This is a genomic window from Pedobacter sp. UYP1, from assembly GCF_040547305.1.
Lineage (GTDB): Bacteria > Bacteroidota > Bacteroidia > Sphingobacteriales > Sphingobacteriaceae > Pedobacter.
In genome coordinates this window covers 144,332-168,413 of sequence record NZ_JBEPPL010000003.1, presented here as the reverse complement: position 1 = coordinate 168,413, position 24,082 = coordinate 144,332, and the positions used below count along the sequence as shown (strand labels likewise).

Here is a 24,082-nt window from a genome sequence, read left to right as displayed (position 1 = left end):
TATTTATCAATTGGATTGCTTGCTGTAGGCGTTTTATTGCTGTTATGGCATTTTACAGATATTAAAAAATCACAGAAATAATGGCGGATCGTCTATTTGGAATTACTGACGCGGGCAGGGTAAGAGAGAATAATGAAGATGAATTCATTACCCAGGAGGTCATGCAAAATAAGTTCATGATTGCAGGTGTGATTGATGGCGTAGGTGGATATGCCGGTGGTGAAATTGCGGCTGCGTTAACTAAAGAAGTTATTTTAAGGGAGCTGGAAACGATTGAACCAGATCTGATCAGTCAGCTGAGCAGAGTTTTTTACCTGGCTAATGAACAGATTGCTACGCATAAACAAGGTGACCTGGAATTGATGGATATGGCATGTGTAGCAACACTTGCAGTGATAGACAGACAGAATAATCTGTTATATTATGTGCATGTGGGGGATACCAGGTTATATTTATTTCGTGATCATTCGCTGATTAAGATCTCACATGATCAGTCTTTTGTGGGTTTTCTGGAAGATTCCGGCAGGCTCACTGAAGAAGCGGCTATGCAGCATCCTAAGAGAAATCAAATTAACCAGGCTTTAGGACTCACGAGTCGTGAGGGGATGACGGATGCTTATTTTGAAACCGGTTCTTCTCCTTTTTTACCGGACGATTTGATTTTGCTTTGCAGTGACGGGTTAACGGATATGGTAGATGCGGCATTGATTACTGCGGTATTGAACGGCCCGGAAACGCTTGCGGTAAAGGCAGCACGTTTAGTGGAGGAAGCAAATCTGGCAGGTGGTAAGGACAATGTAACGGTGGTACTGGCAAAAAATGATAAAGTCCGGGCGTCTTACGAATTTCCAAAGCCGGAGGTGGTTAAACCGGTAGCGGTCAGTGCTGTTGCCGCTGCACCTCATGTCGTTACTGAGTCTTTTAAAGAAACTGTTAAAGCTACGCCTGAACAAATTATAGTTCAACACAAAAGTGGAAAAGGATTGATTCTATTGCTTTCTGCTTTATGTTTGTTGTTTTTAGGGACAACAATCTGGTTGTTTTTATACCATACTGCTGAAGGGACAAAATTGGAGCAGCCGGGAACAGTTTTGGTTACGCCTATCAAACCGGGATTAAATCCTCAGGAAAAAAAGATCAGCGACATGCTCTTAAGTTTAAAGGGGGATACGCTATTGCTTGCGGATACAGTATTTAAAGTGCCTGTTCATTTGAGCCAGGCGCTGACTATAGACAGGGATACGCTTATTCTGAAAACTAAAGGGAATATCGTTTTTCAAAGTGACTCGGCTTATAAGGGGCCTGCATTGATTCTTTCTCCAAAATGTAAGTATGTAAAGATCGATCAGCTGGTGCTGGAGAATTTTGAAACGGGTGTCGTGTCTTATAACAATGCGCTGGACTTGAAAAATATACGATTTAATAAAGTTAATTATCCTGTACAAGTGAGGTTTGTTTTTCCAGACCAGTTTTATGTAAATGGCAGGTTGTCAAAGCGGAATTATGCAGCTGATTCGCTGGCTAAGAAATAGATATGGATAAGAGAGAGACTGAAGCTAAAGGAAGAGGACAGGAACGTTTGTTTTTAGGGCTGATCGCAATTTTAATGGTGGTGCTGTTCGTCAGGTTATTCGGTGTATTGCAGGGACGGATAAAGGATGTTGACCAGCGCCTGAAAGATGGAACGGTGGTGAATTTGAATGCACCTGAGCCTGCTAAAGCTGTTAAAGGATTACTAACCAGAGGATATTATCTGGAGGATCCGCTTGATATAGAAGTTGTGAGTAGTTCTATTGCTGCACAAGAGGCGAAGGGTTTGTCTTTTACCAATGTCGGTGATCTGAATAAAAGAAGGTTTAATGTGCTGGCTGATGATGCTTATCGCAGCGGTGGATCTGCTTTTAAGAAAAGAGTGGCTGTGTCGAGATCATTACTAGGTTTTACAGGGGAAGATGAAGCGCGCTTTGCACAGGAAAAAAATAATGCACCTGCAATGTCTGCGGTTAAGGCTTTAGGCATGGGTAGTGGGGTGATTAAGGGCAGGGTAGAACATAAAGGGGATGCGGTAGCTGGTGTTCTGGTGAGGCTGTCTACTGTTCTTCCTTCGGATAGTATAGAGGCGAAATCATTTAAGGCTTATGCACGTACTGATGCTTCTGGTCAGTATTCTTTCACGCAATTACCGGAAGGAAAAGCTTATGAGGTTATTCCTTTAAAACCAGGTGCTGAATTTGGACAGGTTAAGGGTGTACAGGAGCTCAATGGTTCAAAGCAACTTAATTTTAGTGAAATGCCACATATGGTCAGATTGCTTTCTTCGCGTGAGTTTATGCTGCTGAAAAATGACGGGGCTTTAATTGTACGGACGCCTGAGCAGTTTAAAGTTGGATATTGGTGCGTTGCGGGTGGTTTTTTACTAGCTTTTGTACTGATACATTTGCTGTTGTCTTTTAAATTTCCGGGGTCCGATCAATTGATCTTGCCGCTTTTAATGTTATTGACTGGTTTGTCTTTTCTGACTTTGCTGAGTTTGCAGGATCCGGTAAGAGATCGTTTCCTGGCGGTTGATTCTTTAGGGTTCTTGTATTTTGGTGTTGTTGGTTTAGGTGTGCTATTATTTTTGAATATCAAACGCTTTACGGCTGATTCTGGTTTATACCGTTTACTGATTTTCAAAGACCGTTCTGCAGCTAATGGGTGGCCCTGGATTGCATTGGCAATCGCACTTTTAGGCGGTACCTTATTATTTGGTGGGGGGCCTGAGGGGAGCGGTGTAAAAGTGAATTTGTTAGGTGTGCAGCCGAGTGAGGTAGTTAAATATATTGTGGTCTTATTTTTAGCTGGTTTCTTTGCGCAGAGTGAGCAGTTCATTGCTACGTATTCGAGCTGGAAAAAACGCTGGTCATTTTTCTCTTTTGCATTGGCAGCAATCTTATTTACGCTGTTCTTGTTTTTATTGTTAGGTGATCTTGGCCCGGCAATCGTAATCTGTTTCACTTTTATCCTGCTTTTTTCCTTTTCAAGAGGTGACTTTATGGAGATGGCGGCATTTGTGCTGCTGTATGTATTGGTGGCCTGGTTTGTAGGGAATGTATGGCTGGACGCGCTAATTACTTTTGCTGTTTTAGTGTTATACCATTCGTTGAAACGCAAATCTATGAGCGAGTCGGCGGTGATGGCGCTGATCGTGATTACAGCCTTCTTAACGATTGATAAAATTCCTTATCTGGATAAAATTGTCCCTGGGCCGGTAGCGAGATTGGCTGATAGAAAAGCAATCTGGCAGGATGCGTGGAATAATGAAGTTTATGGGGGAGATCAGGTTGCAAATGGCCTTTGGGGTATTGCTACTGGTGGAATTACCGGACAGGGTACAGGTGAGGGCTTTGCGAAAACTATACCTGAAGCGCATACGGATATGATTCTTCCTGCGATTGGGGAAGAGTTTGGCTGGACTGGGATTACCTGTGTCTTCATCTTATTTTTAATCTATTTGCATCGTTCGATCATTATTGGCCGGCGAACGGGTACCCCATTCTTGTTTTACATTTGTGCGGGCATCGGTATTTGTACTTTTATTCAGTTTTTACTGATTGCTGGTGGGTCGATTGGTGCGTTACCTTTATCTGGAGTATCGCTCCCGTTTGAGAGTTATGGTGGGTCTTCTCTGGTCATTAACCTGGTGGCTGCAGGTTTTTTACTGTCAGCTTCTTCGGTAAGGGGAACAGCTGTGCAGATGAAATATTTGACCGGGCAGCAGGATAAAAACCTGGTTCCGGCCTTATTAGCGGCTTGTGTGGCTATTTTATTGTTAATGGTCAATGTTTCCCGTTATAGTTTTAACACACCTGCATGGGTAGTTAAGCCTGCTCTGGTGGCTGATAAAAGTGGAAGCCGGATGTTCAGTTATAATCCCAGGATAGGGATATTAATGAAAAAACTGGAAGCGGGAACTATATATGACCGGTCGGGTCTGACTTTAGCAACGAGTGATCCTGAATTGGTTAAAAAGCAAATGCAGGAATTACGGGAGGCTGGTGCGGTTGATTACAAACTGGATTCTGCCAGACATAAAAGGGTGACGCGTTACTATCCTTTTGAGGAACAAATGTTCTTTTGGACTGGCGATGCAAATACTGGAGTGTTTAGTGGCGGAATCAATGGCTATTTTGCGGAGTATGAGCATGCGGCGGAGTTAAGAGGTTTTAAAATGCCTTTGACAAGTTATACCATGATTGCTTCCCGTTATAAGGAGGATCGTTTTTTGCCCAGAGGGCCAAAGGAGATGACAGTGCTTAAAAAGGATTATTCGGCATTGACTTCTTTGTTGGTTTCTGGTTTAGACAGTGCAGAGATTCAGACTTTTAAAAAGCGCAACAGGGAGGTCAGGTTGAGTGTGGATGCGAGTTTACAGACGCATTTGCAGGCTGGTTTAGCAAATGATCCTAAGCTGAGTAAGAACCGGGTTTCTGTCGTAGTTATGTCTTCTAATACAGGAGATGTACTGGCTTCGGCGGCTTTTCCTTTGCCTCCGGTTAAGAATTGGGAGCAGTTGACGATGAGTCTTCCGGATCAGAATAAGCTGGATTCCTGGACAACTACAGCTGACCCGGGTTTCGCAATTGCAACTCAGCCAGGTTCTACTGCCAAGTTGTTGACCGCTATGGCTGGTTTTAATAAATTAGGTTTGGCTGCCGCGCAGCAAACTTATTTGGTTAAAGCAAATGAAAGAATCCGTATACGTGGTGCTGAGCCGGATGAAACAGGGCAGATTGATATGGAACAGGCTATTGTGAAATCAAATAATGTTTATTTTATCAAATTGGCAAATCAGCAGCATTTGCAGGAGCAAATGGGAGAGTTGTATTTGAAAACGGGTATGTTTTTGCATGGGGTTGGCGGTTATTATTATGGCCGGAAATCTGTGAATGAGGAACAGGAGCAGCGCTGGCTTGATTTATGGCGTAAAACTGAATTCAGCAGCGCTTATAATCCGGATAATATTTACAGAAACCGGGCAACGGGTATTTCTGGTATGGCCTGGGGGCAAGGAGAATTGATTTCTACACCTGCTGCTATGGCACGTTTAGGTTCTGCTATTGCGAATGGAGGGGTTTTAGTGCCTAACCGTTATGTCTTGAAGTTGGCAGATTCGACTATCAAGCAAAGAGATGGTGTGGTATTAGCTAAGGATCCGGGAGCAGCAGCTTTGTTAAAACAGTATATGATTGAGCAGAGTGCACGTAAGGCTGGGGTATTCGGGATCGCTGTGGCAGGTAAAACGGGTACTCCTGAGCGGATTATTAAAAAGAAGAAGGTTAACGATGGCTGGTATGTGTTTTTTGCGCCTAAAGCTGCTGAACCGGGTTATACGGTAGTTTGTATCCGGGTAGAGTCGGCAAGAGGCTCTTCGGAGGCTGTGAGGGTTGCGGCCGAAACTGTAATTCCTTTGCTGGTACGCAAGGGATATATGAAAAGTATAAATTAATTATATAAAGATGTTTGATTTTTTCAAGAAAAATAAAGGCAATACGCCTTTAGATGCGAAGGGTTTAAGGGATGAGATTTTGCAGTTTATTAAAGAAGAATTGCAGCAGCTGGATGGTGGGGAGGGAAAGTATTTAAAAGCATTAACGCTTTTTGTACGGGTGAAAGCTGAAGAGTTGTTTAGTTATGAAACTGCTTTGTATAGTGCTGCTCCTGAAAAGTTTCAGGAGGAAGTACAACGTATTGCTGATAATTTTGCTTTGGATCTTCCTGAAGGATGGAAGTTAACAGTACTTTACGTGGATGAGTTTCCGGAAGGTGTGATTCTGCGTGCACAGCTTAAGGTGGGGTTAGTGTTGAAGGGTTCTGGTTCACCTGTTGTGGCTGAAAGTGCTTTAACTGCAAGTTTAAAGGTGATTACCGGCCGGGCCGAACAGGAAGTCTATGTGATTGAGGCGGGAACTGGACGGGTTAATATAGGCAGGGAAAGTAGTGTGCAGGGAAGTGATGGGAGTTTCAGAATCAATACGATCGCTTTTCCGGCAGAGGCTCAGGAGAGTAATAAATATATCAGCAGGCAGCATGCGCATCTGGAATGGGATCAGCAACAAGCTTGTTTTAAGTTATATGCGGATGAAGGTGGAGTTCCTCCGGGCAATAAAACTAAAGTAAGAGCAGCGAAAGATGAGACTACGCATAAGTTAAATTCAACGCAAATTGGTTATACTTTAAAACAAGGAGATCAAGTCATTTTAGCTGATGTAGCGGTGCTTGAGTTCACTATATCATCTTGATATTTAACAAATAAGAAATATTTATTTGCAGATTTAACAAATTCTGCGTGCAATTTTATTTAGTTTAGCGCATATTTCCAGAAACCGTTTAAATTAAATGACTATAAAAGCACTGTACCTTATACCTTTGCTGATTTTTCTAACTATTTTTGAGATCAGCGCGCAAACGAAACATACCATAAGTGGTTATGTGAAAGACGCCCAGACGGGTGAGCAATTAATTGGAACGACAATCAAGGTGGAGGGAGCCACCAGCGTCTCTACAACTTCCAATGAATACGGTTTTTTCTCCCTGACCACGCAAAGCGGGCCTTATAAATTACTGATTGGCTCTGTAGGATATATTTTAGATACCAGAACAATCAATCTGGAAAAAAATATACAGCTTAAAATTTCTTTAGTTCCTCAGGATAACAACCTTTCTGAGGTCGTGATCTCTGCAGCGCCAAAGGATGAGCATGTGCGCTCTGCAAAAATGGGAGTTGAAAAACTCAGCATGAAAGAGATTGACCGAGTTCCTGTTCTTTTCGGGGAACGTGACCTGATCAAAGTTGTACAGCTTTTACCAGGGGTGAAATCGGCGGGTGAGGGAAACAGTGGCTTCTTTGTGAGAGGTGGTGCTGCGGATCAGAACTTGATTTTACTGGACGAGGCTATTGTTTATAATCCTTCCCATTTACTGGGTTTCTTTTCTACTTTTAATTCTGATGCGATTAAGGATGTAACCTTATATAAGGGGAATACGCCTGCGCAGTATGGTGGACGTTTGTCTTCGGTGATGGATGTAAAGATGAATGAGGGAAATAACCAGAAGCTGAGTGTGAATGGGGGAATTGGGATTATTGCTTCAAGGCTGACTGTTGAGGGACCTATTGTGAAGGATAAGGGGTCTTTTTTAATTAGTGCCAGACGTACTTATGTAGATGCTTTTTTAAAGGCGAGCAGTGATACGGTGATCAAAAAGAGTGCTTTGTACTTTTATGATTTAAACCTGAAGGCCAATTACCAGTTTGGGGAGAATGATAAGGTTTTCTTATCTGGTTATCTTGGTCAGGATAAGTTAGGTCTTGGTGGTTTATTCGGCCTGGATTGGGGAAATAAAACGGCTACTTTAAGGTGGAATCACCAGTTCAGTCCGAAGTTGTTTTCTAATACTTCATTGATCTATAGTGATTACCGTTATAATATTGATTTGACTAATTCTTCTTCATTCAATGGAAAGATCACTTCTCAGATTAAGGATTGGAATTTAAAAGAGGAGTTCAGTTTCTATCCGAATACAAATAATACGTGGAAGTTTGGGATAAATTCTATTTATCATACGATTAAACCTGGTGAGTATAGTGGTGATTTTACTTTGGAGAGTCAGCCTTATACTCATAGTTGGGAAAATGCTGCTTATGCAAGTAACGAGTGGAAGGCTTCTGATCGCTTAAAGGTTGAGTATGGTGTACGTGTAAGTGCTTTCTCTGTTTTAGGCGGAGACAATAATTTTTATACGCTGAATCCAGCTGGTGCAATTGTAGATACGCTTCATTATGGTAAGGGTAAAATTGTAAAGACTTATTTAAATGTGGAGCCGAGGTTTTCTGCAGCGTACCAGCTGAATGCTGTGTCTTCTTTCAAGGCTGCTTATGCGAGAAATACGCAGTCTCTCCACCAGTTGTCAAATTCTGCAACGAGCAGTCCGACTGATAAATGGGTAGCAACGAATAACATTATCAAACCGGAGACTTCTGATCAGGTTTCTCTGGGTTATTTCCGTAATCTGAAGGACAATGCTTTTGAGTTTAGTGCAGAAACTTATTATAAGGTGATGAATAATCAGGTGGATTACCGGGATGGAGCGAATGTGAGAAGTAATGATCCGATTGAGCCTCAGCTGTTGTTTGGTAAGGGCAGGGCTTATGGGATTGAGTTGTTGCTTCGTAAAAAGACGGGGCGTTTGACGGGCTGGATTGGTTATACTTTATCGCGTTCAGAAAAAATGATTGATGGCATTAATGATGGGGATTGGTATGCTGCCAGACAAGACAGGACGCATGATCTTTCTGTTGTGGGAATGTACGAAGTAAATAAAAAGTGGTCACTTTCGGCAACTTTTGTTTACTATACGGGCAACGCGGTTTCTTTCCCGAGTGGTAAATATTATTCGGATAACCAGGTGGTTTTCTTGTATACGCAGCGTAATGCTTATCGGATGCCTGCTTATCACAGGTTAGATCTGAGTGCTACTTGCAAGTTAAAGGAGCGTAAAAATTTCTCTTCTGAACTGGCTTTTGGGTTGTATAATGCTTATGGGCGTGAAAATGCTTATGCGATTACTTTCCGTGATAATCCTGATGATCGTTCTCGCACGCAGGCTGTACAGACTTCTTTGTTCAGGTTCGTTCCTTCTTTTTCTTACAACTTTAAATTTTAAAAATGATGAGACGCAGTATTAGTGTTTTCTGTTTATTGATATTACCGTTCATTTTCAGTGCTTGCGAAAAAGTGATTGATGTGAAGCTGGATGGTTCGGCTATTCAAATTGTGATTGAGGGTGAGGTTACTGCAAATTCGGGGCCTTATCAGGTGAGTGTTTCGGAGACGAAGGATTTTAGTGGTGATAATAATTTTGTGGGCCGCAATGATGCGGTGGTCGAAATTAAGGATGTAACCACTGGGGTGAATGAAACTTTAACGAATAAGAGTGCTGGTGTTTATGCAACGAGTGCGTTGCAGGGGGTAGCCGGACATACTTATCAGATGACTGTAAAGTTGAGTGGCAAGACTTATGTAGCGACTTCTACGATTCCTTTGAAGGCGGTTAAGGTGGATAAGCTTTATGCGAAGCATTTTGAGCTTGATAATGACAAGATTTTTATGGTGCCGGTTTTTACTGATCCGGTGGGTAAGGGAAATTACTACAGAATCAGACAGTGGGTAAATAGTGTGTTGGTGAAGGGTTCTTTTGTACGTAATGATGATGCGATGGATGGCAGGACTTTCGATAATGATCTTTATTATGAAACGGATAAGAAGTTTGGTAATCCGCTAATTAATAATGGGGATTTAATGCGGGTGGAGTTGCAGTGTATTGATAAGGGGACTTATGATTATTACCGGACTTTAAATGCGACGATTGGTCAGGAGACTGATAATCCTGCGAATCCACTGAGCAATATTTCTGGTGGTGCTTTGGGGGTGTTTAATGCTTGTCAGTCTACGAATATAACTGCGATAGCTAAATTTTAATTGTAATTTCGCGGATCGGGCGGTTTGCCTGTTTTGTTGTTATCATTTATTTATTTTATTTGAAAAATGCATAAGTCTGAAGTTGAGCAGGTGTTAATCACAGTGAAGTCGGGTACGGAAGAGGCACTGAATATAAAAATTTACAAGAGTGGAATCCTGGCCCGCAGGGGTTGTGGTGGTTTGCCAGGGGTAAAGGTTTCGGGTATGAGCTTTACGGGTGATTCTACTTATTTTGATAGGTTAATGAGCAGTGTTTCTCAACAGGTGCTGGATGAGAATATAAATTATGAGGAGAAGATTGTAACGGGGTCGCTTGAGTATTTGGTGGCTTTTTACGGGGTGAGTAGTAATGGTGATGTGGGGGAGCGTGCGGAGTGGACGAAGTCTACGGGTTTAAGGTTTTTTATGGATGAGGGTACTAGTTTCAGACATAATTTACTGGGGTTTGTGGATGGGTTAGCTATTGAGGCTATGAAGTTGACGGATTCGTGGTATTTTGATATTATGATGTTGGGGTTGGATAAGATGAGGTCGTCTTCGCTTCCTGTGCAGACGCTTGCGAATGCGCCGAAGGGTGTGGAGGGGTTAACGCAGGATTTTCAGAGTTATTTTGAGCAGGTGAGTAAGAAGGGGTTGCCTGGTTTTGCAGAGGGAAAGGTTTATGTGAGTGAGGATGGGGGGGAGTATGGGTTGTCGTTTTCTGGTGAGGGGGAAAAAGGGTTGACGTATAAGTTTACTGCTATTTAGGTTTTTGAAATTATATATGTGTTTTCTGATTGGGGTTTCCCAAATGGGGTCTTTTTAAAAGGGAAAGGGTCTTTGTAAAAGGGAAATAATAAAAACCATATATGTGTTTTCCGACTGGTATTCCCCAAACGGGAATAAGGTCTGGAAAACACATATATGGTTTTTATTATTTCTCCAAACTGGCGACTGGGTTGTTTGTTGGATTGCGATCAGAATTGTTTATTGAAGTATCTGGTGCGAATACTCTTAGGATAGCTTCCAGGATTGTTATTGGTTTATGCATTGAATAGCTTCCAGGATTGCCAATGATTAACTAAATAGTTCGATAAGGTCAGCTTTTGATAGTGACTTTAAGAGGGAGGTATCGGTTTGTATGATATCGTTAACGAGCTCCTTTTTTGTTTCCTGAAGTTTCATGATTTTTTCTTCGATGGTGTCTGGACAGATTAATCTGATAGCAACCACATTTTTCTTTTGACCAATCCGGTAACAGCGGTCTATTGCCTGGTTTTCTACGGCTGGATTCCACCAGGGGTCTACGAGGTATACGTAGTCTGCCTGGGTAAGGTTGAGGCCGGTTCCGCCTGCTTTCAGGCTAATCAGGAAGACTCGTATGTTGTCGTTCTGCTGGAAGTTTTCTACTTTCTTTTCTCTGTTAGTTGTTTTTCCACTAAGGTATTCGAAAGGGATGTTTTTGTGCTCGAGTTCTTTTTTGATCAGGTCGAGCATGGTGACGAATTGCGAAAATACCAGGATTTTATGCTGGGGTGAGTGACTGTCTATTTCTTCCATCAGTGTCGTGATTTTAGAAGAGGTGGCACCGTGAAGCAGGTTGTCTTTGAGCAGGGCAGGGGAGTTACAGATCTGTCTGAGCTGGGTTAAGCCTTTGAGGATGTGTAGGGTGTGCTTCTCTGCGTGGTCGTCTTTTTCGGATAGCAGAAAGTCTTTGTATTCGTTTTTGCAGGCGTCGTAGGCATTTTTTTGAGTGGTTCCCATTTCACAGTAGATCACCATCTCGGTTTTGTCCGGGAGTTCTGAGGCTACTTCTTTTTTTGTTCTGCGCAGGATAAATGGACTTACTTTTTTCTTTAGGTTGGTAGCCGCACGGGTGTCTTTGAATTTATCTATTGGGGAGGAATAATGATCTCTAAAGTATTGTTTGCTGCCGAGTAATCCGGGACAGGCAAAGGAGAGTTGTCCGTAGAGGTCAAAGGTGTTGTTCTCGATCGGGGTACCAGTTATGGCAATTTTATTCCTGGATTGCAGCAGACGGACTGCGCTGTAACGCAGGGAGTCAGGGTTTTTGATGGTCTGGGATTCATCCAGAAAGATGTAGTTAAAGAGGTACTTTTTAAGCCAGCTGATGTCATAGAGCAGGGTTCCGTAAGAGGTTAGAATGATCTCGAAGTTGCTGAAGTCTTCGTGGTCCTTTATTCTATCTGCGCCGTATATGGTGTGGATTTTAAGGTCGGGGGCAAATTTTGCTATTTCTGCCTGCCAGTTAAAGATCAGGGTGGTGGGTACAACAATGAGGTTGGTGTTTTGAAGTCCTTTGTTGCGCTGGGAAAGTATGAATGCAATGATCTGGATGGTTTTTCCAAGTCCCATGTCATCTGCCAGGCAACCACCGAAGTTAAATTCATCGAGGAAGTTCAGCCAGTTCAGGCCTTCTTTCTGGTAGTCACGGAGTGTTGCGTTCAGGGCAGCTGGGATTTCTACTTTTCTGATGTTTTTAAAGTCAGCGATCTTAGCTTTGTAGGCTGATAGTTCGAGTTTTACTTCTGCTGATAGTACTTCGTCTTCGTAGAGGTCTGTGATTTCGGTGAAGTTTACTTTTGGGGTACGGATAGATTCGTCTACGACCTCTCCGGCATTGAAGTATTTGGTCAGCCGGTCAATCCATTCCTGAGGGAGCAGGCCCATGGTGCCGTCACCGAGTTTGACAAATTTGCTTTTGTTCCTGATTGATCTGTGCAGGTGTTTGAGCGGCACTTTCTGGTTGCCGAATGCAACTTCGAATGTGGTGTCAAACCAGTTGAGGCCACTGTTTACGGCTATGGTTATTTTCGCTTTGTTAGGGTTAACGTGATTGCCTTTCAATTGGTTAAAGCCTAATATGGTGATGTTTTGTTGGTGCCATTCTTCAAACGCGGCCAGGAACCATCCTTCGTCAAGGAAGCGTTTTTTATGCAGGTAAAAGCAGTCTTTGTCGAGTTGTTCTTCAAAGTGGGGGTGTTGCCGGGTCATGGAAGTGATGAATTGAAGCTCTTCATGTTCATCCCGGGTTACGGTAAATATATTGCCGGCATGGTCTGCGGCATGAATTTGCTTTCTGGACAGAACCGGAACTTCAACGTTTCCATATTTCATCACGGGGGTGATTAAAACGTAGTTTTCGGAGTCTGAGAGATAAATGATCTTTTCTGTAGACTGGTCAAAGTGGGTTTCTTTTAATTGTTCGTGGGTAGCAGGTTTCAGGTAAGAGTAATTGATATGAATTTTATTCTCCAGCTTAGAGAGGATGTCTTCTTTGAATTCTGCATATTTCGATTCATGGATCACCAGGTGATTATTATTCTGCCTGAAGAAGTCCACAACTCTCAGGAAATCTGGGTTTTCAATGAGGTATAGGGTGCCGTTGTAAAAGATAAAGTAGCTGAATTTTATGTGGAGTAGTTTTAAATCGTAGGCTTTGTTTTCTAAAATCAGTTCACCTGAAATGGTATAGAAGCCATTGGTGAGGTTAACTGCCAGACGAATGTCAAGTTGCAGGCTTTCGAGTTTGACTGGAATAATGGAGCTGATTGTCAGGTTAGGAGAGATCTTCGGGTCATGATAAAATACATCCAGGTAAAGAGGATTTTTGACCAGGGCTTTTAGTCCATTGATATCGGCTTCTGCCTGAGCGGTTTCATAATTCTGCTGGAATTTGGAAATAGCAGTATAGAATTTTAGTTCCTCAGGGTTTTCAGTGGCCCATATGTAATCCATTGCATTCAGTTGCTTCAGGGGGTTACGTATTTTTCCGGTCGCTGTTAGTGTGCATTCCAATAGGTCGGCCTGGAAATGGGAGTAGTAACGGTGTTGTTTTAAAACAAGAATTTTATTGGTGTCTTCTTCTGGGTTATGTTTTAGGAATGAAATCCCTGGTTTCGGTAACAGGAGCTCCTTGATAAGGTTATTATTCTCTTTTGTAATAGGAAGGAGGTCTTTGATCACCGGAATGATCCCGAATTTCTTATTTCCATATTCAAGGGTAAATAAATCATCAGGACTTTCATTCTCCAGGCCATAGGCGATTGCGAATGCTCTTATTTTTTCATGTCTGAGCTGCTGGTCAAAAAAGATCCTGAGTTCCGGGCGTTCTATCAGGTTAAAGAGTACCTGCATCTGATGTTCGCATAGCCGGTTTTTTGTGGTGGCACAACGGCAGGATAAAATCAGGTTGTTTTGATGAAGCCGCACGTCGACTTGCGGGAACTTAATGGCATGGCTATGATTTAGAAAAGAAGCATAGCCAATAGAAATATGCTGTGGGACGAGATCAAAATAACCCGGTGCTGTTGTATCGGCCTGGGCAGAACTGTGTTTTAATATAAAGACAGTATTGAAAAGGGCTGGTTTAAAATCAGTAATTATATAAGTGTCAGACGGGTTTTTAGCAGTTTCAAATTGGTTTGGGAAGTCGGCCATAGTGTAGTTGATAAAGATAAGGCTTTCCGCTGAATGCTTAAAATATGAGAAAGAATAAAAATATTTAAAATAAATTCTACTATTTAAGTAGACATTATTATATTTGCTGTCAGTAAGAGCGAATTGTAAGGATTTACAAAAGACAAAAAAGAAGATTTGTGTTGTTTTTCTCTGACAAAATAGTCATGTGGCCGAGTGGTGAGGTGTGGGTCTGCAAAACCCTTAACGGCGGTTCGAATCCGCCCATGACGTCAATTGCAATCTTAAGGATTGTGCACGGTACTTGATTTTGGTTAGATCTAAGTTTTGTTTTGTTGATACTCCAGGTTGGATGACCTGGAGTATCTTAGTTTATAGACAGGCCATATTAGGGATTTTGTCACTAAAGCAAATCTAGAACGGATTGGAAACTACCTCATGTTGTTGTTGGCGTAGGTCAATGACTTGTTGACGTAAAAATATTTTAAGATCAAAAACTCTTCCTTAGCTTTATACTTAAGCTCAGTTTAATAAAGGTTTGACTTTGTACTGTTTTAAACTAAGCCCTCAAATTGGTGTGTTTGATATACTAAAGGGGAATCTAGGTTCCCCTTTAGTTATTTATAGCATTTCCCACTTATCTCTCTTCTTTTTCTTCTGATATTCTCCTTTTCTATGCGAAGATTTAATTAAGATCAATTCATAAACTTGTGGATCAGGGATTAAATTTCAAGTTTTGGGTTTGATATTTTTTGAGTTCAAAGCAGCTGGTTACGCTTCTTTACTAAGCTAATTACTTCCTGATTTTATAGTTCAATTTATCCTTATTAAACGCCCTGATTACTTTGATAAGAGATCGGCCAACCCTTCAGCGGAATTCTCAGGGCGAGGAAAGATCCTGATTTTTCCAGTCTCGCTACTTTTACGAAAGTTCTCTGATGCCTTTCGGTTTCCATTGATTGTTTCATTATGCCCCTTACAGAACTTTTGAAACAACCTGTACTCCAAACTGCTGCTTTAAAAATGAAATCGCCCAGGATTCCCTTTAAAAATTTACCCGTTAAACTTCCCATAATAAATAAATGCCTTTCCACCAATGTAGGCTATTAGCGTTAAAGATTATCCTGATGCGTAAAAAATGTCCGTAATTGTCCGCAGCTGTCTGCAATTGTCCGCTTTGTCCGTGCGTTAGTCCAATGGAAAATTATAATTTCATTAATCTTCATCCGGTTATGATTGAGTTGTGCCTGAATAGAGCTCGGGGTGACACCAGGTTGTAAACGGGCTGTAAGCATGGCAGGTCTAGGTCATTTCAACTAGTTGTTTTGACTTAGACTTGCCATGCTCTCGCGTTACTTTAGCACTGCTCTTACCCTAACGACTACTCAGGCAGTACTCAGGCAGTACCCGGCCGGTATAGATTTATTATTTAGCTGTTTTGAATTTATTTACTAACAGCCCGGCCTTGTTTCCCCTGAGTCATTTCCATGCAAATTGAAAGCTTTTAGCACAACTTCCAGAGGCATAAGCACATCCGTGATCGCAAATACTTTCTGTTTAGCGTGTCCAAAATTTATGCTTAAAAAAGAGCCTGCTCCACAAGTCTATGACTTGGTCCTCTTTTTCTTCTGTTATTCTCTTTTTCTATGCGTAGATTTAATTATTGCGGTTTCTGAATAGATCGTATTTAGTCGTTTGAATTAATGAATTTTAGTTTAATGTAGGTATTGAGGTGTTTTTAATCCATTTGTCTAATTATTATCCGAATAATTTATACAAGTGTGTATGGTATTTGGGACATGTGTCTTTTGGTGTAAATAATATTACATATATAGGTGTATTAATTAGAATATAACTTCATATTTTGCCTATGTCAGTCAACTGTCAGCCAAATGTGCCAATAATTGGTATGCACTTTGTATTTATGTTTATATATAATCTGAAAAACATAAACAATATGAGTAGCAACGACTTTAATTTTCGACTTTACAGTTACAAGGATTCTTTACAATCATTTGCTATTTCTTTCACCAGGGATATGGAAGATGCGAATGATTTGGTACAAGATACCATGTTAAAAGCTATTAATTATTCCAACCATTTTAAGGAGGGAACAAATTTTAAAGCCTGGTTATATACCATAATGAAAAATACCTTCATTAATAATTACCGCAGAGCAACCAAAACTAATTCTATCATGACAGTGACAGATGAAATCACTTCAGATAAATTACATTTTAGTGCTTCGGTAAATGATAGTGATGGAAAGTTTGTCATGGAAGACATTTATAAAGCACTTTCTAAATTACAGCCGGAATATTATATCCCATTCCTTAAGTATTTTGAAGGTTTTAAATATCATGAGATTGCCGAACAGCTGGAAATTCCAATCGGTACTGTTAAAACAAGAATTCATATTGCGAGACAGTTACTTAAAAAAAGTTTAAAGATGCATAGCGATAGTTTTATGCGCAAAACTAATTAAGAATTAGTTGCTCAGATTTTAAAAGTCTCTTCAGGTATGATCAAATAAAAGCAGCAATATCCTTGCTGCTTTTATTTTTAATTTGACTACAATTGTGTAGTTAATTCAAATTATCTGTTATCTTCATGAATATAGCCCGGGTGGACGCTCACCATAAATTGTACTTATCATTAATTGTAGCATTGGTCGTTTTTGTTTTGTGCTATGGAAAGATGTCTGCCTCAACACAATTCATTTTAGTTTGGATTGGTTATGCTGTAACACAGTTAGGACTTTCGTGGGCAACTATTTTTACAGTACATCCCCTTGAAATGAAGAAGATTTCAAAGGTTCAGGATAATAACCGCACGCTTATTTTTATGTTCGTATTAGTGGCTGCGTTAATGAGTCTTTTTGTAGTGGTTCTTTTGTTAAAATCAACCCAGCATCTTACAGGATCTGCACTTACCTTACATATTTTATTATCAATAGCGGCCGTAATATGTGCATGGGCATTAGTGCATACTATATTTGTATTCAGATATGCGCATCTTTATTATGAATTTAAGAGTAAAAGCATAGCTAAATCTGCCAGGGGTGGGACTGTTGCAAAAAAATCTGATGCTGTAGAAAAGGAGGAAGATTCTTCTAAGTATAAGGAGGGATTGGAATTTCCTGAAGAGAAGACGCCTGATTATCTTGATTTTGCCTATTTCTCATTCGTAATCGGCATGACGTTCCAGGTTTCTGATGTGGAAATCAGCTCCAGAAGGATCCGCCGCCTGGCGCTAATGCATAGTTTAGTCTCTTTTGCTTTCAATACGGTCATCGTTGCTTTAAGTATTAATATTATTTCGGGGTTAATGACCAAATAGTCTTTTTATTTAAGAAAAACCATTTCATATAGCACTTGTTATTGGTGTTTAATGGTTGAAATAAAAAACTAACGGAATGAATTATAAAAAGACAATTATCCTGAGTGCTTGTACAGTAATTCTGCTACAGGCATGTAACCAGTCTGCTAAAACTGAAAGTCAAGGAACATCAACGTTATCCGCTGATACAGTTTTAAGTAAGTCTGTTGCTGGTGGACAGAAAAATAAGTCGGCAAAACTAAAGCCGGAAGAGTCTTTATTTATAGAGAAGGCCGCAATAGGTGGATTGATGGAAGTTGAAACTGGTAATCTGACGCTGCAAAAAACGAAAAATGATCAGGTAAAGGACTTCGCTAAACGAATGATTAAAGATCATACGCAGGCTAATAATGAACTTCAGACCCTGGCTTCGGGCATGGGAATCAAATTACCTGACGCATTACCTTCGGCAGAACAGGGGCACCTGGCTGGGATGAAGCAGATGATGGGGAATGAGTATGATCAGAATTATATGGACATGATGGTTAGTGATCACGCAAAAACCATAGATTTATTTAATGGTGCCAGCAGATTTGATCATGCTGAACTAAAATCTTTTGCGTTAAGATTGCTGCCTGTATTACAAGAGCATAATCGAACGGCTCTTGCACTGGACTCTTTGGTCAAGTTGAAAAAGCAAGGCCCCAAAGGTGATGATTTACCTAATGTAGATAAAAAACATAAAAACTAATTTTTTTATTCAGTTGAAAATCTCCGAAGCAACGCTCTGGAGATTTTTTTTGTTTAATGATTTTGATTGTTTTATTATGATCGTTTTAAGGGTGGTTTGTTAATTGGAACAGAATGTTTGATTAAGTTGATTTTTAATCAATTAATAGTTGATAAGATATAGTCATGCATTGTAAATTTTTTTTATGGTTAAAATTAAAGAAAACTTAATTTTAAGTACTTAACATGTTGTTAACCTTGACTTAATGCACGACATTTACCTTCGTGCTGCTTTTAATTCAGAAAGCTAAAACATTTAACCTAAAAAGAATTTGCACTGCTTTAGATTCATCTCTAATTCAGCACAGCCTTGTGCAGGTTTTAATCCAAACAAAACATCTATATGAAAAAAACTTTACGCTTATTATTAATGCTGCTGACCTTGGTCTGGGCTGGAAATTCTGCGCTTGCTCAGGGGGTCACAACTGCTTCCATTAATGGGGTAGTAACTGATGGGAAAGCGCCGGTACCAGGTGCAACTGTAGTATTGACACATGTACCGACCGGGACAGTTTATGCGGTTGAAACCCGTAGTAATGGACGCTATAATCTGATCAATGTTAAGATTGGCGGGCCATACACATTGAAAATATCTTATATTGGTTTTAAACAATATGTTCAGAATAATTTAACGCTTTCAATTGGACAGGATCAGGCTATCAATGTTAAAATGGATGATAGTTCTACAGATCTGAAAGAAGTAAAAGTAGTGGGCACACAAGGTAAAGTAATGAATTCTTCACGGACTGGTGCGCGGGAAACAATTACCCGTGCACAGATTGATGCTTTACCAACTATTAACAGGTCTTTAGCAGATTTTACTAAGTTGACTCCTTCTGCGAGTACAACAAGTGCAATGAGTTTTGGAGGAAGAAGCAGCACTTTTAATAATATTACTGTTGACGGTGCTTTGTTTAACAATTCTTTTGGTCTATCTGGTACGCTGGGTGGACAGGCAAATTCTCAGCCGATTTCTTTGGATGCAATTGATCAGATACAAGTTGATCTTGCTCCATATGATGTGCGTCAGGGTTTTTTTACTGGTGCTGGTGTAAATACGGTTATCAAATCGGGTACAAATGATATTAAAGGGTCTGTGTACTATTATGGTCGCGGAACTGGATTAACTGGTTATAAAGCAGGTACTTCTGAAGTGACTAAGGTTCCTTTTGATTACAATACCAGGGGATTAAGTATTGGTGGGCCGATTATTAAAAATAAACTATTCTTTTTTGTATCAGGTGAGCAGGAAAGAATCAGTAATCCGGGTACTACATTTATTGCTTCAAGGCCAGGTTTAAGTGGTGGAACAGTTTCAAAGGTGAGTGCATCAGTTTTAGATGATATCGCAAATACCCTTAAATCAAGATATGGGTATGATCCGGGAGCTTATGAAAATTATAGTTATAAAACACAGAGTGATAAAATTACAGTGAAGCTGGATTGGAATATTGATAAGAATAATACCTTAAGTGCAAAGTATTTTTATCTGAAGTCATCCAAAAATCAACCTCCGAATAGTGCAGGAGGAATTATAAATGATAAAGTCGGCGCTGGGTCAACACGTGGTGCTGGTCCTGGTTCGCTGCCATTTTTTGGAGCGGGCTATACGATCAATAATAATTTTAATATAGGAATGCTGGAACTGAATAGTAAGATCAGTAACACCGTCTCTAATAAATTAACTGTTGGCTATTCTGCTTTACGTGATTTCCGTGATCCTTTATCTTCCAAAAATGTACCAATGGTTGATATTGATAATGGAGTAACTGATGCTACAGGGAAAATTATTACTGCTCCAAGTGGGGTTTTAACAAGTTTTGGCTATGAGTTATATACTGCTGGTAATTTGTTGAGTTCAAATATTGGTCAGCTTTCAGATGACTTAACCATTTTTGCGGGTAAGCATGAAATTACATTGGGTACGAGTAACCAGTCGCAGAGTTTTGTAAATGGTTTTGCGCCTAATTATAATGGTTTATATACCTACAACTCTGCTTCCGATTTTATCAATAACCTTCCTGCTGCGTCTTATAATTACAGGAATGCTGCAAATGGTGGTGATTTGCCGTTGGTCCGTATTAAATCCTATAACTTTAGTTTATATGCACAGGACAAGTTCCGTGTAAGGGATAATTTTGTACTGACTTATGGTTTAAGAGCTGATTATAATTATTACCCGACCAAGCTTGACCCGAATCCAAATGCTGCTGCATTAACTTTTCAGCAGGGTATACAGGTTGATGTTTCTAAATTGCCTAAAAGCAGAATTCAATTGTCTCCACGTGTAGGTTTTAACTGGGATGTAAATGGTGATCATACGACTCAGGTTCGAGGAGGTACAGGATTGTTTGCTGGTTTAACTCCATTTGTATGGATTTCTAATCAAGCTTCAAACACAGGAACATTATTCAGTTCTGGTACTGTTAATGGCACTAAAACACCTAATGATCCACGTTTGATTTATAATCCGGACGTAAATGGCAATCGTCCTTCGAGTGCAGTTGCAGCGAATACTTCCTATGAGCTGGATGTGACAGATCCTAATTTGAAATATCCGAAAATCTGGAGAACTAACCTTGCGGTAGATCAGCAATTGCCATTTGGAATTATCGGTACTTTAGAAGGATCTTTTACGAAAGATATTAATGCTATTTACCATCAGAATCTGGTTCTTCCTGATAGTTATACTACTTTACCTGGTGTTGAAGGTCAGATCCGTTATACTTCTAACAACAGAACTTCTAACAATGGTGCACCTGTTAGTGCTGCTAATCCAAATATTTCAGGACTATATTATCTGACCAATACGAATAAAGGTTATTCTTATTTTGTAACTGCACAATTGCAGAAGAGCTTCCTGAATGGTTTTTATGCGAATATCGCCTATACACATACGGGGTCTAAAGACGTGAATGATGGAGGATCTACAGCAAGCATTATCTGGGCCGGCAGACCAACAACTGGTAATCCTAATGACCAGAGCCTATCGAACAGTACTTATGTAATGCCAAGCCGCTTTATTGCTTCGCTGGCTTACAGAAAGGAATATCATAAGAATTATGCAACTTCAATTGGTTTATTCTTTGAGGCCGCTAATAACGGTGCGGTTTCTTATATCACCAGTGGTGATCCAAATAATGATGGCGCAGCAAATGATTTGATGTTTGTTCCTAAAAATAAGGGTGATATTAATTTAGTTGCTGATTTTGCCGGTGATACCAGGACCCCTGATCAAATCTGGAATCAATTAAATTCATTCATCAGTCAGGACAAATATCTAAGCCAGCACAGAGGGGAATACACCAAAAGAAATGGTGTGATTTTACCATATTTTCAACGTGCTGATTTAAATATTACTCAGGATTTCTTTGTTAAATCTGGTAAATCGAGAAGTCAGAAAAATACAATCAGAGTTGAGTTTAATATCATCAACCTGGGTAATTTCTTAAACCGTAACTGGGGCTTATATGAAAACTCATTCAATGGATTTAATACGGGTTCTGTAGCGGTTCTTAAATATCAGGGTACTGATCCGGTTACAGGCAAGGCCAATTATTCGTTCCCTTACCTGGACAAGGATAACTTAATTCCGGTAACGAATTCTACGAAAGTGAATACGGACCAGGTTTCACGCTGGCAGGCACAAATCGGAGTAAGGTATATCTTCAATTAAGCATTTTTGTTTTTGATAAAAAACAGGCTATCGTCAAAAGATAGCCTGTTTTTTTATGCGTAACGCCCTGATTGCTGTACTGTAGCACTTAGCCCGAAAATACCCTGAGGTGTAAAATAAAAATACAGGGTTTTTGTAGGCAATTAGCTAAGTTTACCTGAGTAAAAGAACTTGTTAAACTTACTTTATGGAAACTTCAGAACCTAAGATACTTTTTTTTGATATCGGTGGCGTATTGCTAACCAATGGCTGGGGACATGATTCCCGCAAATTAGCTGCGGAAAGATTCGGACTCAATTATGATGAGCTAAATACACTGCACAATTATATTTTCAATGTTTTTGAAATCGGAAACATTACGCTCGATGAATATTTGGATACTGTTATTTTTAATCATCCAAGGGATTTTACCCGCGAAGATTTTAAAGAGTTTGTGTATTCAAGATCCAAAGAACTTCCTGGTTTATTACAATGGATGAAAGAATGGAAAAGAGATTGCGGTTTCCGTGTCATTTCTATTAATAATGAAGGTAAGGAGTTGAATACTTACAGGGTGAAGAAGTTTAAATTGCATGAGTGTTTTGATGCCTTTGTTTCTTCCTGTGATGTGAAGATGCGTAAACCAGATCCAAATATCTTTTTACTGGCTTTAGGGATTGCACAGGCCAGACCTGAGCAGTGTTACTATTTTGATGACAGAATATTTCAGGTGGAGACAGCAAAAAGCCTGGGGATGCATGCTTATCACCATACGAGCTTTGAAGAAACGAAAGAAATTCTGGAAAGAATAAAAAAAGAGATTTCCAAGCCTCAATAATTATTTAGCAGCAACAGTTTCTACAATACCTTTGACCAGGCTTTTCCATTGTGGATAGGATAGACCAATTTTCGCAGTCCAGCCAATAAGGGTATTTCTTATATTATCGGTCAGGTTTGAGGTGTCTGTATTAGGCACCTCATTTCTGCCATGTTCTTCTGCAGATACGGTTGTGCCTGATTGTTTAACCAGGAAAGTTGACGTCGCCTGCTGGCTGAAAAAATGCGCAATATCTGCATCTTTTTGTGTGGGGTTAGCTGCTGGTCTTGCCTGTAAAGTGATCACTGAGCATGGAGTTGTAATTTCTTCTTCGATTTTTTCGATGCGTACCCAGTCAAAGCCATCTCCGGTATGCGTTGCTGGTCCGGGAATATCAATCTTCAGATAATCACCTTCCTCGGCTTCCCTGATTACTTCATGGCCATTTTGATCTGTTAAAGTAAAAGTCGATAAAGGGACTTTACAGATTTCTGCCCAACACGACACATTTAATAACCTGTTTTTTGCAATCTGATAGAATGCTTTAGCTTCTTCTGGAGTAAGAAATTCAGTTTTTGCAGTGGTATCTAGTTGACTACCTTCTTGTTGCTTTGGAATTTGATTTTTCATCGTGTTTTTATCCTTTAACGGTTAAGCGATGAAAATGTTTAAGATTTTATTTGACGACCCAATAACCAACAGCCAGCCAGATCAGTCCTTTCACCAGAAAGAACAGGAATCCCCATATGCCGACTCTTCGAATCCATTTTAGGAAGATGTCCTTTTTTGAGTCCTTTTTCTCCTTGTTCATGATGATATAAAATTAAACAAAATCTTTAAAAAGAGTGATTGTAAAAATAAGTTTGACTCTTTTTTGTCATATAAACGATTTAGTGTAAAATTTATTTTTTTGAGTAAACTTTATGGCACAACCGTTGTTCATTAGTTGACAAATCACCATTATTATGAAAGATCAAATTAAAATTCAAAGTACGAGCGGCAAAATTAACGAGGGAGGTCTTTTTATTGGAGATCAATTGCAAAATCAAGGACATAGTGCACCAGTTTCCTTTAAAAACACCAGTAATATCAAGAGATCTTTGCCGTCAAGTATGCAAAAGAAAATCAATCCAAGACTTTTGATTTTGTAGCTATCGCTGTTTAAAATCTAAATATAGGTTCTCGCTAATCGGTGCGGAGAAAGGGAGTTTCAAACAGGGGCTCCTTTTTTATTGGATAATGTTTCTAAATAGAAATGATATTTCCGGCTTTCCATTCAGACTTCTACTTTTGTGGCAAACAAACAAATAGATGTCGAAGACAAAACTTACAATCAATAATAATGGGTCTGTAAAGATCGAAGGCGATTTTGAAATCGTTGACAGAAGTGGAAATGTGTATGGGCTGCAGGGCAGAGAAGTACTTTCAATTTGCCGTTGTGGACTGTCAAAAAATAAACCTTTCTGTGATGGTGCACATAACGGCCATTTTGAGCATGAGGCTATTGCATTTGATCTTCCTCCTAAGAAAGTTTAAGAAATTTAAAAAGCCGCTTTCATTAAATTG

Annotated in this window: 16 protein-coding genes and 1 tRNA gene; 14 read left to right on the top strand and 3 right to left on the bottom strand. The window is 40.0% G+C overall.

The window, feature by feature from the left end; all coding sequences use genetic code 11:
* Positions 1 to 80: 80 nt before the first annotated feature.
* The 6 genes from ABIB30_RS08545 to ABIB30_RS08520 all read left to right on the top strand — a co-directional run bounded on the left by ABIB30_RS08545 (position 81) and on the right by ABIB30_RS08520 (position 10,265).
* The gene (locus ABIB30_RS08545; protein WP_354301059.1) at positions 81 to 1,532 is read left to right on the top strand and encodes a PP2C family protein-serine/threonine phosphatase; all 1,452 of its coding nucleotides are present in this window, start codon (positions 81 to 83) and stop codon (positions 1,530 to 1,532) included.
* A gap of 2 nt (positions 1,533 to 1,534) precedes the next feature.
* Positions 1,535 to 5,488 (top strand): FtsW/RodA/SpoVE family cell cycle protein, encoded by a 3,954-nt coding sequence (locus ABIB30_RS08540; protein ID WP_354301057.1) that lies wholly within the window; start codon positions 1,535 to 1,537, stop codon positions 5,486 to 5,488.
* Between the two features lie 10 nt (positions 5,489 to 5,498).
* A complete protein-coding gene (locus ABIB30_RS08535; protein WP_354301055.1) occupies positions 5,499 to 6,281 on the top strand; it encodes an FHA domain-containing protein in 783 nt (260 codons plus the stop codon).
* Positions 6,282 to 6,378: 97 nt separating this feature from the next.
* The gene (locus tag ABIB30_RS08530) at positions 6,379 to 8,703 is read left to right on the top strand and encodes a TonB-dependent receptor (protein ID WP_354301053.1); all 2,325 of its coding nucleotides are present in this window, start codon (positions 6,379 to 6,381) and stop codon (positions 8,701 to 8,703) included.
* Between the two features lie 2 nt (positions 8,704 to 8,705).
* Positions 8,706 to 9,518, top strand: a complete 813-nt coding sequence (locus tag ABIB30_RS08525) for a DUF4249 domain-containing protein (RefSeq protein ID WP_354301051.1) — start codon at positions 8,706 to 8,708, stop codon at positions 9,516 to 9,518.
* A 66-nt stretch (positions 9,519 to 9,584) separates the two neighbouring features.
* Complete coding sequence (locus ABIB30_RS08520; protein WP_354301049.1) at positions 9,585 to 10,265, top strand: hypothetical protein; 681 nt, start codon at positions 9,585 to 9,587, stop codon at positions 10,263 to 10,265.
* A 309-nt stretch (positions 10,266 to 10,574) separates the two neighbouring features.
* On the opposite strand, the gene ABIB30_RS08515 is transcribed toward ABIB30_RS08520, so the two are convergent.
* Entirely contained in the window at positions 10,575 to 13,958 is a 3,384-nt protein-coding gene (locus ABIB30_RS08515) for a DEAD/DEAH box helicase (RefSeq protein WP_354301047.1), read from the bottom strand.
* Positions 13,959 to 14,139: 181 nt separating this feature from the next.
* Between ABIB30_RS08515 and ABIB30_RS08510 the strand changes: the two genes are divergently transcribed.
* Positions 14,140 to 14,210 (top strand) — tRNA-Cys (locus ABIB30_RS08510).
* A gap of 554 nt (positions 14,211 to 14,764) precedes the next feature.
* Here the strand turns inward: ABIB30_RS08510 and ABIB30_RS08505 are convergent.
* Positions 14,765 to 15,010 carry a hypothetical protein gene (locus ABIB30_RS08505; protein ID WP_354301045.1) on the bottom strand — a complete coding sequence of 82 codons (246 nt, stop codon included), beginning with the start codon at positions 15,008 to 15,010 and terminating at the stop codon, positions 14,765 to 14,767.
* An 884-nt stretch (positions 15,011 to 15,894) separates the two neighbouring features.
* On the opposite strand from ABIB30_RS08505, the gene ABIB30_RS08500 reads away from it, so the two are divergent.
* The 5 genes from ABIB30_RS08500 (at position 15,895) to ABIB30_RS08480 (ending at position 22,537) form a co-directional block, all read left to right on the top strand.
* On the top strand, positions 15,895 to 16,422 hold the full coding sequence (locus ABIB30_RS08500) for an RNA polymerase sigma factor (protein WP_354301043.1): 528 nt from the start codon (positions 15,895 to 15,897) through the stop codon (positions 16,420 to 16,422).
* Between the two features lie 125 nt (positions 16,423 to 16,547).
* The gene (locus ABIB30_RS08495) at positions 16,548 to 17,276 is read left to right on the top strand and encodes a DUF1345 domain-containing protein (protein WP_354301041.1); all 729 of its coding nucleotides are present in this window, start codon (positions 16,548 to 16,550) and stop codon (positions 17,274 to 17,276) included.
* 76 nt (positions 17,277 to 17,352) lie between these two features.
* A complete protein-coding gene (locus tag ABIB30_RS08490; RefSeq protein ID WP_354301039.1) occupies positions 17,353 to 18,006 on the top strand; it encodes a DUF4142 domain-containing protein in 654 nt (217 codons plus the stop codon).
* Between the two features lie 381 nt (positions 18,007 to 18,387).
* A complete protein-coding gene (locus ABIB30_RS08485; RefSeq protein ID WP_354301038.1) occupies positions 18,388 to 21,720 on the top strand; it encodes a TonB-dependent receptor in 3,333 nt (1,110 codons plus the stop codon).
* A gap of 187 nt (positions 21,721 to 21,907) precedes the next feature.
* Positions 21,908 to 22,537, top strand: a complete 630-nt coding sequence (locus ABIB30_RS08480; protein WP_354301036.1) for an HAD family hydrolase — start codon at positions 21,908 to 21,910, stop codon at positions 22,535 to 22,537.
* On the opposite strand, the gene ABIB30_RS08475 is transcribed toward ABIB30_RS08480, so the two are convergent.
* The gene (locus ABIB30_RS08475; protein WP_354301034.1) at positions 22,538 to 23,146 is read right to left on the bottom strand and encodes a hypothetical protein; all 609 of its coding nucleotides are present in this window, start codon (positions 23,144 to 23,146) and stop codon (positions 22,538 to 22,540) included. It abuts the gene before it with no gap.
* Between the two features lie 335 nt (positions 23,147 to 23,481).
* On the opposite strand from ABIB30_RS08475, the gene ABIB30_RS08470 reads away from it, so the two are divergent.
* Together ABIB30_RS08470 and ABIB30_RS08465 are read left to right on the top strand one after the other, a co-directional pair.
* Positions 23,482 to 23,667, top strand: a complete 186-nt coding sequence (locus tag ABIB30_RS08470) for a hypothetical protein (RefSeq protein WP_354301032.1) — start codon at positions 23,482 to 23,484, stop codon at positions 23,665 to 23,667.
* Positions 23,668 to 23,827: 160 nt separating this feature from the next.
* Positions 23,828 to 24,052 carry a CDGSH iron-sulfur domain-containing protein gene (locus tag ABIB30_RS08465; protein ID WP_068396593.1) on the top strand — a complete coding sequence of 75 codons (225 nt, stop codon included), beginning with the start codon at positions 23,828 to 23,830 and terminating at the stop codon, positions 24,050 to 24,052.
* The last annotated feature ends 30 nt before the right edge of the window (positions 24,053 to 24,082 follow it).

Bases quoted from the DNA above. Each gene is read 5' to 3' on its own strand.
- ABIB30_RS08470 (WP_354301032.1), top strand. From the start codon at position 23,482: ATGAAAGATCAAATTAAAATTCAAAGTACGAGCGGCAAAATTAACGAG.
- ABIB30_RS08530 (WP_354301053.1), top strand. From the start codon at position 6,379: ATGACTATAAAAGCACTGTACCTTATACCTTTGCTGATTTTTCTAACT.
- ABIB30_RS08515 (WP_354301047.1), bottom strand. From the start codon at position 13,958: ATGGCCGACTTCCCAAACCAATTTGAAACTGCTAAAAACCCGTCTGAC.
- ABIB30_RS08540 (WP_354301057.1), top strand. From the start codon at position 1,535: ATGGATAAGAGAGAGACTGAAGCTAAAGGAAGAGGACAGGAACGTTTG.
- ABIB30_RS08535 (WP_354301055.1), top strand. From the start codon at position 5,499: ATGTTTGATTTTTTCAAGAAAAATAAAGGCAATACGCCTTTAGATGCG.
- ABIB30_RS08485 (WP_354301038.1), top strand. From the start codon at position 18,388: ATGAAAAAAACTTTACGCTTATTATTAATGCTGCTGACCTTGGTCTGG.
- ABIB30_RS08490 (WP_354301039.1), top strand. From the start codon at position 17,353: ATGAATTATAAAAAGACAATTATCCTGAGTGCTTGTACAGTAATTCTG.
- ABIB30_RS08495 (WP_354301041.1), top strand. From the start codon at position 16,548: ATGAATATAGCCCGGGTGGACGCTCACCATAAATTGTACTTATCATTA.
- ABIB30_RS08475 (WP_354301034.1), bottom strand. From the start codon at position 23,146: ATGAAAAATCAAATTCCAAAGCAACAAGAAGGTAGTCAACTAGATACC.
- ABIB30_RS08465 (WP_068396593.1), top strand. From the start codon at position 23,828: ATGTCGAAGACAAAACTTACAATCAATAATAATGGGTCTGTAAAGATC.
- ABIB30_RS08505 (WP_354301045.1), bottom strand. From the start codon at position 15,010: ATGGGAAGTTTAACGGGTAAATTTTTAAAGGGAATCCTGGGCGATTTC.
- ABIB30_RS08525 (WP_354301051.1), top strand. From the start codon at position 8,706: ATGATGAGACGCAGTATTAGTGTTTTCTGTTTATTGATATTACCGTTC.
- ABIB30_RS08500 (WP_354301043.1), top strand. From the start codon at position 15,895: ATGAGTAGCAACGACTTTAATTTTCGACTTTACAGTTACAAGGATTCT.
- ABIB30_RS08545 (WP_354301059.1), top strand. From the start codon at position 81: ATGGCGGATCGTCTATTTGGAATTACTGACGCGGGCAGGGTAAGAGAG.
- ABIB30_RS08480 (WP_354301036.1), top strand. From the start codon at position 21,908: ATGGAAACTTCAGAACCTAAGATACTTTTTTTTGATATCGGTGGCGTA.
- ABIB30_RS08520 (WP_354301049.1), top strand. From the start codon at position 9,585: ATGCATAAGTCTGAAGTTGAGCAGGTGTTAATCACAGTGAAGTCGGGT.